Genomic DNA, 14,812 nt, shown 5'->3' with positions numbered 1-14,812 from the left:
CCTCAATGAGCATGTTCAGCCGTGGCTTTGCCGAGCTCCGCCTTCAGGAGGAAACTCCCTTCGGCCACGTACGCTTGGCCAGGCTTGAGGCCTTCCAAGATTTCCGTATTTTTGGAGTCCGTACGTCCGATTCGAACCGGCTGTGCCCGGAAGCCGCCTTGCACTGGAACGAACACCACTGTCTTTTGGTTTTCGATGCGCTGAATTGCGGTGGACACAACGGTGAGCGCGGCTTCCTGCGAGGATGCTGTGACCTCCACATTCACAAACAGACCTGGGCGCCAGGCACCGTCTGGGTTCGGCAAGGTGATACGGGCTGGGGCAGTTCGCGTGTCCTGTCCGATGAGCGCGCCGACATAGGAGACTTCGCCCGTCGCTGCAGATTCAAATGCTGTCGCGCGAACCGTTGCCTTTTCGCCAACACGCACTGAGGGCAGATCGGGGGCGGAGACTCTCATCTCGGCCCACACAGAACGAAGGTCGGAGATCGTGAAGACTTGCGTGGTGTCCTGAACGGCCTCACCGATAGACAGGTGCTTCTCCACGATCACACCGTCAAATGGTGCCCGTAGTTCGAAGCGATTGAGCCCTGCGCCCGCGCCAGCGCCTGCACCAGTAGCTGCCAACTTTTGCTGAGCGTTGGAGACCGCGATCTCAGCTTCGCGTAGTACCTGTTGGGCCTGCAGATAGTCCTGCTCCGCCGAAACCTTTTCCTCCCAAAGCTGCTTTTCACGCTGATAGGTGGTTCGGGCGAGTGCCAAACGCTTTTGCGCGCCCAACAGTTCGCTGCGCTGCTCCGACACTGCAACGCTGCTCAGAACAGCCAGCAGCTGGCCCTTCTTAACGTTTTGACCTAAGTTGGCTGGCACGCTTTCCGCGACGCCGGCAACGCGGGGTACCACGTGAGCGGTGCGGTCTTCGTTAAAGCGAATCTCTCCAGGCAGTTGCAGCACGCTACGGATAACCGATGGTCCAGCTTGAGCGGCCTTGAGGCCGGCAACCTGGATGCGTTGGGCATCCATCGGGATCAATCCTTCATCTTCGTCATGACCAGCTTCGGCGCCGGGCTTGGCGGAAGCTTCTGGCTTGGCCTTGTTGCCATCGCCCTCTTCATGATGCTCACCATCAGCATGGCCCTTGTCATCGCTGTGGGACTTGGCAGCCTTCTCCCCATGATGTTCTTGATCAGCATGGCCTGCGGCCTCACCATGACCATGCTCCTGGGACTGGGGGGTCTTTCCGCTGGATTCGGGGGAGTTGGAGTTGCCTGATCGCAAAATCAGAGTCGCTGCGAGAACCCCTACAGACAGGATGCTCACAATCGCTATGACGGTTGGCGTACGGCTAGAACTTGAAGAAGAGTTCGTTTTCATTTGGCGGCTCAATGGTTTACTGATCAGCTTGCGATCCGAGCAGACGTTCGAGGTCCGCGACGGCGCTATGGGTGGACAGCAGCTGGCTTAGATACTGGCTACGCGCGTCGAACCATGTGCGCTGTGCGTCCAGAACGTCGAGGTAGCTAAACTTTCCAAGTGAAAAGCCCTTCACGGCTGCTTCATAAGCAGTTTGTGCTGTGGGCAGTACTTGGGTTGATAGCTGTTGTGCAAGGCGACGGCTGGTTTCCAACTGCTCACGGGCTTGAAACACATCTGTCTGCATCTGGACGCGCAGCGCTTGAAGCTTCTCTTCAGCTTGATCGGCAAGGCGCAGTGCTTGGATCTGGTTACCGCGGTTGGTGTCCAGCACCGGAAGTGGTATCGAAATTCCAAAAACAAGTTGGTTACGCCCCACCTCCTGCGCGCGCTTCACACCCAAGCTCAAGGTCGGATCAGGCAAGCGCTTTGCTCGCTCTAGATCTGCTGATGCGCGGCTTTGCTCCAGCGTAGAGCGCGCCTGCCTGATGGATGGGGAGTCCTCCAACTGGGCCAACAATTCCGATGCAGCAGGTGCTTCAGGAGCGATCTCGAAGGTCCCGAGCGCTGGTCCAAAGGAGAAGTCTTGTCCTCCTAGAAGTGCCTGCATCTGCTGCCGAGCAACACGAAGGTCCGACTCCGCTTTACCCTGCTCGAGTTCAGCCCCAGACTCAGCAACCTTTGCCCTGCTTTCTTCAAGCGGAGCTACTTTGCCGGCCGCAACGCGTTTTGCTGCCGCTTCGCGGGCACTCCTAACTATCTCCACTGTTTGCTTGGCAACAGTCACCCGCTCCTGGGCCGCTAAAAGACTGTAGAAAGTTGCGCGCACGTCGGCACGGATGTTTGCACGGGTGGCGGCCACCCCGGCTTGAGCGACGTCACGCCCGCGTTCCGCGATGCGCATGCGTGCGTCTCGCTTGCCTCCGACTTCAACCAACTGATTCCACTGAACGGTTGATGTTTTGGTACGGCTGCGTGTATCTTCTTGAGCGTAGGAGAGCTCGGGGTTGGGGCGAGACTTGCTTTGAAGGACTGCGCCGTCGCTGGCCTCAAGTCCGAACTGAGCCGCACGCAAGCTCGGATGAGTTGCTAAGGCTTGAGCGACCGCGACAGACAATGTCAAGGGCGCCGCCGGTGCTTCGCTTGAGGCCGTTGTGAGGCTGCTTGAGCTCGTGGGTGCGGCGTGGACTAGGCCTGCCCCTACCAACATGCTGACAAGCAAGGTTTGGCAGAAGCTCGTGCGAAGCCTCTCCTTGCCACGTGTGGTTACCAAGATCATGTATGAAACTCCTGCCCGGACAGAATCCATGTTCCTGTCGGTCGCTGTAGTGCCCTGAAATATTTATGCGCAAGCGCAAGGTATGGGCGAAGGGCACTATAGAGGAGCGTTCCCGGCGGCTTCCTGATAATCAGATGACAAATTTATCATCCAAGTGCCAGGGCCCTGGGATCACAATCCGCCCCATGAGAATCCTAATAATTGAGGATGATGAAAAGTTGGTAGACCAGCTTGTCAGAGGGTTGGACGACGAAGGGTTTACTGTAGATTTTGCACTTGATGGGATCTCAGGACTAAATAAGGCGGCTACCCAGGATTTCGATGTAATTATTCTTGATGGCATGCTTCCTGGAATAGATGGCCTTGCTGTTTTAGCGGCTTTGAGACAGTCAAAGCAAACAGCTGTTTTGATGCTCACTGCAAGAGATTCAGTTGAAGACAGAGTGACCGGCTTGAAAAGCGGTGCTGATGACTATATGGTCAAGCCGTTTGCATTTTCCGAATTGGTCGCAAGAATAAAGGTATTGCTCCGCAGGAATCCTTCATTGAGCAGTGCGGTGAATGTTGCGACAATATTGAGAATGCACGACTTGGAAATAGATCTTGCAAGGCAGCGTGCCTTTCGTGCGGGGAAAAAACTCGATCTAAGTGCGAAAGAGTATAGCTTGCTGATATTGTTGATACGTAGACAAGGAGAGGTGATTTCTCGAGCTGAGCTAGCCTCTCAGGTCTGGTCAATAAATTTTGAGTCAGAGTCAAATGTCGTTGAGGTGGCCATTAGAAGGCTAAGAATGAAAATCGATGAGCCGTTCGATAAGCCATTGCTGCACACCATTCGCGGAATGGGCTACATTTTGGAATCAAGATGATTAAACAAGGAAGAGCAAAAAAAGCGACGCGCCCTTTGTCGGCGCGTTTGTCTATTTCTCTGGCTCTGCAAACTATTTTTGGACTAGGAATAGTGTGCGTGGCTGTTTATCTGGTCATATCGCAAACGCTCTATTTGAAGCAAACCGATGCTCTTGATCATAAACAAGTAGCGTTGGAGCGCCTGCTCAATGAGAGTAAGCTACACATAAATACCGAATCGTTGCAGAGTTCACTGTTGGATTTTTTGAGCGGGCACGACGATTTGTCATTGGTGGTGCGAAAATATGGCGTGAATGGGGAGGTTCTTTTTGAACTGCTGCGTCACAGAGAAAATACCATTGAACGCGAGTTCTCTGTGAAAGTTTCAAGTCAAGATTCTAGCCCTCAAGAAATAGCTGTAACACTCATATTGGATCGTGGTCCGGATAATATGATTTTGCGTCATTTGGCATGGACGCTTGGCATCGCAGCTATCGCTAGCACTTTGATTGTTTCTATTTCAAGTATCTGGTTGGTGAAGAAGGGGCTGTCGCCAATTAACCTTTTGATCACACAGACGCGACAGGTATCTGCTCAAAATTTGATAAAGAGATTGGACGATAGCCAGCAGCCTCAAGAGTTGATGCCCTTGATACGGCAAATTAATGACCTCTTGGATAGGTTATCTGTTGCTTACAGGCAGATGGAATCTTTTAACGCGGACGTGGCACATGAGCTGAATACACCTTTGTCAACTTTGATAAGTAGCGCGGAGCTGGCACTACGAAAGCGGAGAACATCGGATGAACTGGTTGATGTCCTATCTTCCAATTTGGAGGATTTGCATAGAATGGCCAGCATCATTGCCGATATGCTTTTCCTCTCAAACGCAGATAGAGGGAATGGTGCTCAGCGAATGGCGGTAAGCAGTCTCGCTGAGCTCGCTCGCGAGGTTATTGAATTCCACGAAGCGTCTCTTCTGGACGCTGGTTTAGAGGTAGCCATACAGGGCGAAGCAAAAGGCATCTTGGATGCGAGCTTATTACGTCGTGCACTTTCGAATCTTTTGGGGAATGCTACGCGCTATGCCTCAAAAGGTAGCAAGATAATTGTTGATATCCGAATGGTTGCTTCTGATCGAAACCCATTCACCATGAATGCACAGCATATCCAATTGACAGTCACTAACGAAGGCCAGACCATAGATCCCTCTCATCTTCCGAGACTATTTGATCGATTTTACAGAGCAGACTCCTCTAGGACGCAGGCTAGAAGTAACCACGGACTAGGACTGGCAATTGTTGCCGCAATTGCCAGGCTGCATCAGGGTAATGTATTCGCAAGATCTGAAGCGGGAGTGACTAGTATTGGGTTGATATTCCCGCAGATCAGTGATGACGCATAATCAATTTTCGTCAGAATATGATGCCCTGAGCGTGAGATGATCGAGATGGTGAAGAATTTTGGGGATAGAGTGTGGCGCGCAATTAAGAAACCGGAACTTGTATTTGCAATAATACTTCTTTCAGTTTTTTCTGCATTAAGTATTGGTCATGAAGGACTGAGGTTGGTAAAGCTACTGGTTTTGTACCTGCCATATTGCTTTCTGATTTTTCTTTTTGCAAAAAATGGAAATCCGTCTTGGATCGGCAAGACCTTCGTTTGGCTTGTGACCTTGGCATTTTATGTGGATGGAATCGCTCGATATTATCTGAGAGAGGCCTATGACGCCGCGCCTGATAGCGCACTTGTTTTAAATGCAGTAGCGAATACCAATCTCCGAGAGGGCATTGAATATGCATTTGCAAATTCAGTGTTGTTGATATGCTTGGGGTTGCTGTTGTTTTTTCTGGCGACCCTTTCTTTGGTTCTCTTGATCTCGGTTGATTCAGCGCCAAGGAGCTACTCGAGGGCTATTTGGTGCATCGTCGTCTTGCTGATGACGTTTAGTTTGGTTGCCCATGTCAATAAGCCCTGGAGGAAGTTGCATCCAATAGTTTTCTGGAAAAACTGGCAGGAGTCTATTTCACTTGTTCAGGCAGAATGGGCAAACCAAGTTGCCATCCGTGAAGAGCAGTTCACGAGAGCGAAGACACTGGCGCCAAAAGTTGAGCGCAAAGGGAGCTCCACAATTGTTCTCGTAATTGCGGATAGTATTAATAGAGATAATTTGGGGATATATGGCTACCCAAGAAATACCACGCCGATGCTCTCGCTAAAGCGGAGGGATGCGGGTAGAAATATGGTGATATTCCGTAATTCTTGGTCATTGGATGCAAGCACAATACCTGCGTTTGAACGGATGTTTTCATTGCAGGCCGCTTCTACTGATAATTCATTGCACCTTTTGGCCATGGCTCGAGCCGCGGGTTATAAGACGTGGTGGGTAAGCAATCATGATGATGTTGCAATTGAATCGCGGCATGCAAGCTATGCAGACATAGTCGAGTTGATCAACCGCACGCCTGGTCGCTCATCATCCTCATTGGATGGCGAGACTCTGAATCTTTTGGAAGAAGCTCTAAAGGATGGGGCGGAGAATAAATTTATTGTTGTGCATTTGCTTGGTGCACATCCTCATTACAGTCTTCGCTACCCGAAAAATGAGAACCCTTTTGATGATACAACTGATGATGTAGATCGGGAGATGGAGGCTAAGCATAGATCATTTTGGGTGCGTGGTTTCAGAGAGCAGTATGACGCCGCACTCTTGTATCATGATTCGGTAATTGCCAAAACACTGGATCTGATGAAAACTTCAGAAAGTAGTTCAGATTATCAGGCCTGGATGTACCTATCTGATCATGGCCAAGAGGTTGGACATCTACTAAATAAGGTTGGTCACAGCCCTTCAACTGAGTCTGGCTATCGTATTCCGACCATAATTTGGCGCAATAAAATTGAGAGTAATAGTCCGGATAACCTTGGTGATAGAGGATTTAGGTCTGACTGGGCCTCTTGGACAATTGCGGATTTACTCTCGCTGCAATGGGAGGGAAAAAGTAGTAAGTTAAATATCCTGGCTGAAGACTATCAATGGATTGCTCCGAAGCTTCCATTTCCGTTGACGGAGGCCACGCCCAGCATGCGACCATGAGCGAACATGAGCGAACATGGTCGTTAGCATGACATTTTTGTCCTGCTCAGATTGGGTGTATGACTCTCGTGTGTGTGAGGTGTGCTTGAGTATGAGGCGGGCGCAGCAAAATTTCGCTCTCTAGCCCCGCTGAAATGAAAGCATCCTTGGCTAGAAACCCTTAAAATTAGCAATTTGCTAGCATGCAAATTTAAGGAACACCATGACATCCGATTACAAGACACTTCTTCAGCAGAAGGCTGAACTTGAAGCCAAGATTGCCCACGCTCTGGCCACAGAAAAGTCTGGCGTGGTCGCCCGCGTGCGCAGCCTGATCGAGGAATTCCACCTGACTCCAGACGATGTGTTCGGAGGCTCCAAACGCAAAGCTTCGGCTGGCGCGGCCAAGTACCGCGATCCTGGTACCGGCGCTACGTGGACGGGGCGTGGCAAGCCGCCCAACTGGATCAAGGATGCTGCGGATCGGACCTCTTTCGAGATCTGACGGGCGGCCAGGAGCACGCGAGCTTGAACGCGTAAACGCCGTGATCGATGGGGTTTGTGCCTTTGGTCGAAATGCCTTCCTGGCCAAGATGGATCGCGAGGTGTGTCGTTCGAGTTCCAGACATTTCGATGAATGGCTCTTTGCTCGATCTCGACATCGCGGTCAGCCTTGATGTCCAGCACTAATCCTGTAGCGAAGGCCAGTGTAATGTGCGCATCAAGACTTAGTCAGCGATGTTGGGTGCCAGTGGCCTAAGCCTGCACAAAGCCCTTGAGCTTGGGATAGAGCGAGTTCGTCGCGGATAGCACGTTCGTCGAAGTGAGTGATCAGATCAAGCATCACCATGCAACGATCCTCCTGGCAATTGAAAGGGTGCTCGAATGATTTCACACCGAACAGCCCATGAGCTCGCCGTCGCCATCCAACAACCCCTCACGCTTGCAGGCCTCGCGAAACGTTTGCCGATTGAAGTCCAGTCTGCCCTGCGCAAGCCACTGAAAGGCAACTTCGTCATACACGAAGCTGCTCTCGCTCACGGGGATTCGGCGTAGATCACGGCTCTCGAGCAGCAAGGCCAGATTTTCCCGATGGCCTTCCAATGACGTGGAGTCCGTATCCAGTGACAAAGTCCGTGGCAGCAGCAGGAGTTCCTGATCATCAATGCTCAGGTGTGCCCCCCAGAGCTCCCTGACCTTGCGGGCGTGTGAATTCAACTGGTCGATACAACACGATGACCGCCTGAAGCTGTCGCTCGGAAGTCTGCCAGTGCCGACCGCTCTTAGCCGAGAACTGCTGCGGCGCGAGACTCGCTCGCAAATGGCCGATCAATCGCCGGGCGGCGATACACCGAACTTCGCACGTAATGCCGCCTCCACCACGACTCGCTCGGCCTTGATGTCGATGTCTTTCGGCACCTGGATGTTCAGGTCCTGCAGCTTTTTTAGTGCGGCCCAGGCTTCGTAGTCGTGGAAAGGGTTCAATCCCATTACGTTCCCGAGCTGCTGGTCTGCAGTACCCACCGCCGGTGAGATCTTGGCGAAATCTGCGATCGCCTTGCTGATATCCCAGTCTCGTCCGAACAGCAGCAATGCTGACAAGGCGAGCACACTGCCCGTGCTCGAACTAGTGTCTTTGACCGCATTCAATGGGGGGTGCGTATGAGCGATGAATTCCGACAAGGCCAGGGTCTTCCTATATTCGGAGGCCAGCACCGTAGGGTTGAAAACTGGCCTGCCGGCGTAGCGCCTGGCCAAGCTCTCCGACCGCTTTCCGCTCGCGCCGAACAGGCCAATGTGCTGGTCTATCAAAGCGCGCATGTTCGCCTGGTGCTGGGGATAGCGGGCTTGAACTAGGCGAGCTGCCTGGGCCCTCCAGTTAAAGTTGGGCAGTTCGGCGATCTCTGGCGTGATCTCTACATCCGTCGGCAAGGCGCCGCGAGCGTGAAATGCGTTCTCCCGCAGTGCATCGATCCACGGATACGTTCGCGGGTCTAGGGAGACCACAAACATCGACTCGACCTTCTTGTTGAAAAACCAATCCCGCATGGAACGAATGGAACCTTGGCTGAAGCTGCCTACCTCGATCCCGGTGCACACAAGATCCCTCACCGCTCGCGTCAGATTCGACCGTGACTCACTGAAAGCTACTAGGGTTTCGGGTACGGCATTCGTCGCATCTGGGTTGGCGTAGTCGCAAAAGGGGTGGTGACCTGGTGTCGTGAATCTGAAGAATGACTGCCTTTTGGGCTTACCGGACTTGCCCGCGACGACGGAACGAACAACCTCGGCCCCTGTCACCGAGCAGTCTGGGCACTTGAGATCAGCGCGAAGATGGGCTCGCCACTCATCAGGAATTCTCTCAACGGACATGTAGGCATGGCCTGTTTCTGCACTAAGTTTTTCCAGAATTTGGTCGACGTCGAACTCGCCGGTGCGAGTAATTGAGAAGGCTGTTAGCGTCATTGCTCTCCCTTCGCGGAAATATTAGCTCAACGAAAAATAGACGATCGCCACTTGAGTCGATAGCGAGCCTGCGGGCGGCACTCGGTGAACCCCCTTTCTTGGCTGATTCCAACTGACTCCCTTCCAGCCACTACGGGGCACCGAAGGATAGAACGGTAACATGGTTGACGCTGGATCCAACGTGCAGCAACAGACCAGCTTACACAGTACCGATAAATGAGAGCCCGAGCACGATTTTTGCCAGATATACCTCAGCGACAAGAGAAAGGGAATTCTCTCATAATCTTCCAGCCTCTTTCCAGTGACGCGGTAACCACCACCATGTCGTAAGAATCAAAACAGCGATCAACGCCGCAGCTATGCTGCCCACGAAATGACCAAATATGGTTGAAAGAACAAGTTGTGTGCCTGATATCAGCGCGATAGCAAGCGTTACCGCGCCCGCCAGAATCTGACGAGATGCAAATGTTTTGAAGCGAGGTCTGTCAATCAGCGGTCGAATTAGTCGATGCTGGACGGCGGTTGCACTTAGTAGTATCAAGCTCATCACTGCCAAGAGGAATGTCGCCAAGAATACCCATTTTTCCGTGTAAGCGATTGCATCGAATCTTGGCATGAAAGGTACTGTTATCAAAAATGCGGACAGTAGCTGTGAGCTAGGAAGTAGAATGCGGAGTTCTCCAAGTAGATCTGTCAAATCTCCATCGTTGTTTATTTCAGACATTTCTTTGTCTGCATGTGTTTGATTGTGTTCAGATTTCATTAAAAATACATCCTATTTTGCAACTGATAATTTTTCTTGGGTACGTTTTTTGGTTTTATAAGGTGATCATCAAACCCACTATTTCTTGCATTTTCGTCACGCCAGTGTCATTTTCTCGTAATTTAGGGTAAAGCCTCTGTTGTATTTTTTGAAAATGGTGGTCAACTTGGGTCTCCCTTCAGTGCCACTTCAATGTGGCCGAAGATCCCCATCATTTCTGTAGGGTACTGAGTTCTGTTGATTTGAAATTTATTATTTCGCGAATCGCCTCGCGAACGTGAAATTTCACAATTTATTTCATGATTACATATTTGTAGTCATTGCACAAATTCGCTCTTCGTAAGGTCGCCGATACCCGGGTAACCGAGCCACTTGCATGCAAAGCAACGCGAGAAACCGATCTGCAGGAGGGTGAATTGGTCCATGACCATCAGCCGCTTACCCTTGGCGAGGGGATTTCTCCGCTGACTGATCACGTCCTCCGTGTTCAGGCGCAGAGTAGGATGCAAATCCAGCACATGAAAGCTGTTCGCAACTGCCTCCTACAGCTCTAGCTGTACTGTTCAGAACCGGTGCTGCTTGAGCTGGTACCGGTTTCGATGACACCTTGTTATTGCACATGAAACCGGCAGCAGCCCAGTATCATCCAGGCCGTTGATGGGTTGTCTGATCAAGTCGGACGCAAGCGCGCGATGCTGCCAATCAAGAATTCATCATCGCTTTCTGCCCGCGTGACTTTCGTCGGCTTGGCGCTGGCGGGGCGGCCATCCCGCAGACTTTGAAGACGCACAGTCTTAATGTCGGAAATGTTATAGGCGCGGATGAGACGGGGCATCTCCACACGATTCGCCGCCGCTTGCTCCGACAAGGCCAACTTCCCCGCATCTGGTCGGCACAACGTAGGCTTTATGTGGTCGCGATACCGGGCCTGGGCTCCCGTCGCATCGTGGGCTGGTCGATGCTGGTGAGTTGTCCTCATCACTGAAATTTCAACGGCCGACAGTACGACCGCGCATTTCAGGATCCACTGCTCAAGCGCTTGCAGACCGCAAGGCTGCTCAGCTTGAGCGCCCGCCTACCAGCAGGCCCATGGAACATGGGGAACGGGTGAAATAGCCAAATACTTAGCCGCAATGAGTTCCTTGGTTTTGCATAAAATCTCATAAAAATCATGGGCTTACACTGTTTTAGTGATCCGCAAATTTAGGCGCAATCTTTCACGCTCAGAGGCCTTTCATGCTGTCGCACTTTGCCTTAATTGCTGCCGTAGTTGATGTCGCACTTCCGGGTCGGAAAGCCCGGTGGTGCCGTCACAAGCTACCAAGTTGCTGATAGCGAGCGGAGGCCAGTCCTCAATGTCATCGTCCAGGGCGATCCAGTGGCGCGGTTTTCTCCGCTGCACGTCTGCCAAGATCTGCATGCCTCGCGGGGTGCTCTGGAACGACGCTAGGTTCCAAGGATCAGCCCCATGGACACGCTTGTGGTATGTGCCGCCGATGAATCGCGCGCGCAGTCGCTCAGGCAGCCGCTGAAGCGTCTTGGCGTAACCTGGGCGAATGCACCAGGTGCTGCTCAGCACCAAGGCCACAGAGGGATATGGCGCCAGTTCCTCTTCCAGAATGGGAAGCCACTCAAACAGCGCATGGCCAGGAGCTTGGTATGGGCTCATGTAGATGCCCTTGCGGGGATGCCAGAGTACCTTCTCATGGTGGACTACGCCATCAAGGTCCAAGTACAGGATCACATCCGCGCTGCGAGGCGTGGATGCCGGTACATAGGGCGCGTTGTGACCAGAAGTCATCGCATGTGCGTCACGCATAAGGGTAGCTGTTAGGCGGAGTCTGTAGCGGATGGTTGCGCGCTAGACCCATGCTACCAAGATCCTTCATAACATCCAGGGGCAGCCGGCAGCCGGCAGCCGAATACCGGGACGGCGTTCACGAGTCAGTCGCTCAGCCAAGCACTCTTATCAAAGCCCTGCAGATTTCCAGGCTCTTGGGCCGTGTGCTGGATGATCGCGGTGAGGGCCATGATGCCGTTCTCTGAACGTCAGATGGAAAGAAAGCAATCACTATCGCTATTCGCTTCCCGAATGCCTTTCTTGACGTGCTCGAGAAGCGCGTTCAGAGCATCGATCAGTTTGGCCAGGACGCAGTAAGCGGCGCTTTCTGGATCGCATGGCGATGCGCCAAGTCACCTCTCACTTAGTTTCAGGCCGTTTGACAACACTTTGATAGTCGGCATCAGCATAGACCTCCCGGTCGCTTCAACTAAAATCGCTGAGAAAATCTCCTCTCCAACAAAGAGCTAGGAATTTCAAAATATTCGTGAGGAAGAACTCCAAATTTTCTCATTGTCTCCAAGTAAGCAAGTGGTCGTCTTTTATCCGACTGATCCGAGTACACTGAGCGGTGAAGCAGAGCGGCCAACACCGCACGGCCATTCATTAAGAAAACCCGCTCTGCAGAGGTAAGGAGATCGTCGGCTACCGGATGGAAGATTTTTCCTAGCCCTGAAGATAGCGGATTAGCACACTGCAAACAGTATTGCAAAGTAGCGACGCCTTGCTTATCCGGCCCCGCGTTAATCATTGTATCTGGGAGAGTGACAGGTGCGCTGCAGTGAGCGCAGACGTCCTCTAGCAAGCAGTCGTGAACAGGACACCATCGCCACGCTTTAAAACGCCAATGCAGCGGGAAAAATTTACAACCAGGCTCTTCCAGACAAAGTGGACAGTATCTGTAGCGGGCTTTACGGCATTCAGTCCACAGTAGAAAATTATGCCCTAATGGATCAAGACTTCGCAGCCCAGCAAAGATGTGCTCCGCGAGCGCAAAGGATGACGCGGGCAACCCAGAGACTCTAGAAATCTTACAAATCGCGCCTCCAAAAACTGTTATGTCTGGGTCGCATCTAGTTGGAACTCCAAGATGTGACTTCAAGCTCGGTAAATTTACAGCCTGACTTAGCGCGGCGCGTGTAAGCCAGGATGCCGGGCTTTCGCCACAGCAAGTATCGGGCACACCAACCAATTTCATAGAGTTTCCTCGAACAGGCTCTTCTGCCCGAGTGCCGCGTGCCGGGATTTCAGCTGTTCAAGCTCACGTCGGCCGAAGATGGAGCCGTACATACCCAGTGCTATGCTTCTGTCCTGCGGTGTGACAGGATGGACAATGACTTTGATGAATGCGGCAGCCGCGACTACCGGAGCAAGTTTTTCACCGGCGTATGGATACTCGTTGGACCAAGCTTGAAGGCGCACCAAGCCTCGTGCAGCGATGGCTTTTGCATAGCCAGGTGATAGGCACTTGGCGAGCGCTCCTGCGCTTGTGGCAGCCCATGGACCATGGAGCAAGCCAAAAGCATACAGTGTGTGTATCAGACCATCCATGGATAACAAACCTATGCAAGGATGCAAGCTAAATTCCGCGAGTACTTGCGACAGTTGTTGCCTGTAGAAAACCCCATCAAGCAACCGCTGCACCTGCAGCTGTTTTCCATCTGCGACAGAGGTACCGGTTCGGCCAAGATGATGTCCACAGTGACCCCATTCCACTGATCTGCGGTCCCATCGAACTGCAGATCCGCAGCGAAGGCACTTGTCAGTGAAACCAAGCCCATGCTTAACACAGCAACTCGACAGGCCAATGTCCCAATGCGCTTTGAGATAGCCACTTTCCTGTATGCATAGAGCGCATAGCTGAGGACGGCTCATCCTCAGCAGCCCAGCAACTCTGAAAACATGCCCGTAGCATCGTCTAGGCACTCCAGGTGCAACGGTAGCAGCAATGGGAAGCCTGTAAGCAAGCCTTGAAGCATCCACACCAAGCAATGGGGCCAGTTTTTGTGCATGGACCGCATTGAACCTTACAGAGCGCCCTATACCCAACATCTTTCGTAGCAAGTGCAACTTGCCTCCATTGGTAGTCACGACACGCAGGCAGAAACCAAGACCAGATTCATCATCGAATAACTCTTGGCAAAATGGAAAGGGAAGATCAAACAAACGGATTACCTCGCACTGCCCCCGCACCAAAAACACCTTGAAAACCACGCTGGAGCGCTTTTCTATCCACTTGCCGATCATTGGAGTCGTAAGCAATGAGGACTGCCTCGGTAACTAAGCGCTTGAAAGCGCGTAGATTTCCCTCGCTGGCCATGTGCAAACGCATAGCCATCTGCACATCATTCATACAGGTCAGATCGAAAGATTGACATTGTTTAACGAATCCCCGAACAAATCCCACCCAATTCGCATCAGCGATGAAGTTATCCATACTCTCACGGCCACTAACGCGTGATGAAAGGTGGGGCGCCACCTCAGGCAAGTTGTCGAGTTCAGAAGTGCCAGCTAGAACCAGACTCAATTTACATTCGTCCACCAGCTCTCTAAGAAACTCGGTAGCATCGTTCTCCCATTCGTTGCTCATCTCGGAGCGCCGCTGATACAGCAGGTGCTGAGCCTCATCGAGCCAGATCAGCCTCGTTTTGTAGTTCTTGAGAGCGTCGAACAGGAGAGATCTACGCATGTACAGCTGCCGTGCTGAGCCCGAATTAAATGGGTAGCGGATCGCGTTGAGGATGGCTTGGACAAGGTGAGATGTCCTTGGCTTATTCTGCACCCGAACACTAATAGCAGCCATACCTTGCGCAAAAAGAGCTGAATTCGGCAATGATGCACGAAAATACTCAAAAGATGCCGTTTTTCCGACACCCGAAGGACCGACCAGTCGCATTCCCTGTGGCATATTAAACTCAGTGCCTAGCTGAAATAGCCTGTCGAGCGACGTGAGTGCTTGAACTGCAGCAGGAAATAGCACAAATGTCCGATCAACAGATTTTGCCACACGCAATGCATTAACCGAATATGTAGCCAACCTGCGTGCCTCAAGAAGTTCATCATCAGAAGCAATCGCATCGAATTGCATCGACTGATCAAAGTATTTATTTTTACCGCTATTTTCCAT

13 protein-coding genes and 1 pseudogene are annotated in these 14,812 nt (G+C 52.1%); 4 read left to right on the top strand and 10 right to left on the bottom strand.

The window, feature by feature from the left end; genetic code table 11:
- Positions 1-2: 2 nt before the first annotated feature.
- A complete protein-coding gene (locus tag DACI_RS08595; RefSeq protein WP_012203643.1) occupies positions 3-1,373 on the bottom strand; it encodes an efflux RND transporter periplasmic adaptor subunit in 1,371 nt (456 codons plus the stop codon).
- Between the two features lie 16 nt (positions 1,374-1,389).
- Positions 1,390-2,691: a TolC family protein gene (locus DACI_RS08590; protein WP_016453760.1), complete on the bottom strand. Its 1,302-nt coding sequence runs from the start codon at positions 2,689-2,691 to the stop codon at positions 1,390-1,392.
- 185 nt (positions 2,692-2,876) lie between these two features.
- On the opposite strand from DACI_RS08590, the gene DACI_RS31050 reads away from it, so the two are divergent.
- The 4 genes from DACI_RS31050 (at position 2,877) to DACI_RS08585 (ending at position 7,121) form a co-directional block, all read left to right on the top strand.
- A complete protein-coding gene (locus tag DACI_RS31050) occupies positions 2,877-3,560 on the top strand; it encodes a response regulator (protein WP_012203641.1) in 684 nt (227 codons plus the stop codon).
- Positions 3,557-4,945, top strand: a complete 1,389-nt coding sequence (locus tag DACI_RS31045) for a heavy metal sensor histidine kinase (RefSeq protein ID WP_012203640.1) — start codon at positions 3,557-3,559, stop codon at positions 4,943-4,945. The genes DACI_RS31050 and DACI_RS31045 overlap by 4 nt, the downstream gene beginning before the upstream one ends.
- Before the next feature lie 36 nt (positions 4,946-4,981).
- The gene (locus DACI_RS31040; RefSeq protein ID WP_012203639.1) at positions 4,982-6,637 is read left to right on the top strand and encodes a sulfatase-like hydrolase/transferase; all 1,656 of its coding nucleotides are present in this window, start codon (positions 4,982-4,984) and stop codon (positions 6,635-6,637) included.
- Between the two features lie 202 nt (positions 6,638-6,839).
- Positions 6,840-7,121 (top strand): H-NS histone family protein, encoded by a 282-nt coding sequence (locus tag DACI_RS08585; protein WP_012203638.1) that lies wholly within the window; start codon positions 6,840-6,842, stop codon positions 7,119-7,121.
- Positions 7,122-7,507: 386 nt separating this feature from the next.
- Here the strand turns inward: DACI_RS08585 and DACI_RS32485 are convergent, their stop codons facing one another.
- The 8 genes and pseudogenes from DACI_RS32485 to DACI_RS08555 form a co-directional block, all read right to left on the bottom strand.
- A complete protein-coding gene (locus tag DACI_RS32485) occupies positions 7,508-7,834 on the bottom strand; it encodes a hypothetical protein (RefSeq protein ID WP_012203637.1) in 327 nt (108 codons plus the stop codon).
- 111 nt (positions 7,835-7,945) lie between these two features.
- On the bottom strand, positions 7,946-9,082 hold the full coding sequence (locus DACI_RS08575) for a hypothetical protein (RefSeq protein ID WP_012203636.1): 1,137 nt from the start codon (positions 9,080-9,082) through the stop codon (positions 7,946-7,948).
- Positions 9,083-9,359: 277 nt separating this feature from the next.
- Positions 9,360-9,845 carry a DUF6328 family protein gene (locus DACI_RS31035; protein WP_012203635.1) on the bottom strand — a complete coding sequence of 162 codons (486 nt, stop codon included), beginning with the start codon at positions 9,843-9,845 and terminating at the stop codon, positions 9,360-9,362.
- A gap of 1,234 nt (positions 9,846-11,079) precedes the next feature.
- Positions 11,080-11,664, bottom strand: coding sequence for an HAD domain-containing protein (locus DACI_RS08560; RefSeq protein WP_012203634.1), 585 nt, complete (start codon positions 11,662-11,664; stop codon positions 11,080-11,082).
- A 451-nt stretch (positions 11,665-12,115) separates the two neighbouring features.
- The gene (locus DACI_RS32775; protein ID WP_016453758.1) at positions 12,116-12,883 is read right to left on the bottom strand and encodes a TniQ family protein; all 768 of its coding nucleotides are present in this window, start codon (positions 12,881-12,883) and stop codon (positions 12,116-12,118) included.
- Positions 12,880-13,236: a hypothetical protein gene (locus DACI_RS32480; RefSeq protein WP_012203632.1), complete on the bottom strand. Its 357-nt coding sequence runs from the start codon at positions 13,234-13,236 to the stop codon at positions 12,880-12,882. Before DACI_RS32480 ends, DACI_RS32775 begins: the two co-directional genes overlap by 4 nt.
- Before the next feature lie 234 nt (positions 13,237-13,470).
- Positions 13,471-13,932: pseudogene (locus DACI_RS32770) on the bottom strand (TniQ family protein); the annotation flags it as partial.
- Positions 13,844-14,812 (bottom strand): TniB family NTP-binding protein, encoded by a 969-nt coding sequence (locus DACI_RS08555; protein ID WP_012203631.1) that lies wholly within the window; start codon positions 14,810-14,812, stop codon positions 13,844-13,846. The gene DACI_RS08555 and the pseudogene DACI_RS32770, both read right to left, overlap by 89 nt.

It is taken from the genome of Delftia acidovorans SPH-1 (assembly GCF_000018665.1).
In the GTDB taxonomy this organism is placed as follows: Bacteria; Pseudomonadota; Gammaproteobacteria; order Burkholderiales; family Burkholderiaceae_C; genus Comamonas; species Comamonas acidovorans.
Note: the sequence above shows the minus strand (reverse complement) of the source record. Positions and strands in the feature narration are given on the sequence as shown.